This is a genomic window from Pseudomonas sp. SIMBA_041 (assembly GCF_046535095.1).
GTDB classification, from domain to species: Bacteria; Pseudomonadota; Gammaproteobacteria; order Pseudomonadales; family Pseudomonadaceae; genus Aquipseudomonas; species Aquipseudomonas mucoides.
Genome location: NZ_JAWRXJ010000713.1, coordinates 1 through 249, shown reverse-complemented (window position 1 = coordinate 249; position 249 = coordinate 1). Strand labels below are relative to the sequence as shown.

Sequence of the window (249 nt, the reverse complement as noted above, 5' to 3'; positions counted from 1 at the left end):
GGTGAAGTACGTATGGGTGCTCAGCGCTGGATCAACTTGCCTGGGTTCGGTAGTGTGCAGCCTTCAGAGTTTATGAAGCTGGGCATGCCAATGATGTGTGCTTGGTTTTTGTCTAAACGTGATTTGCCGCCATCAGCGTCTAGCATTGCTATTACCTTGGCATTGATCATTGTACCGGTGCTATTAATTGCTAAAGAGCCAGATCTTGGTACATCACTACTGGTCGCTGCTAGTGGCATATTTGTGCTG

General features: G+C 47.8%; 1 protein-coding gene. It reads left to right on the top strand.

Annotation, left to right across the window (positions count from 1 at the left end):
* Positions 1-249 (top strand): FtsW/RodA/SpoVE family cell cycle protein (locus SB725_RS32955; protein WP_410923667.1); only part of this gene is annotated, 249 nt, incomplete at both ends.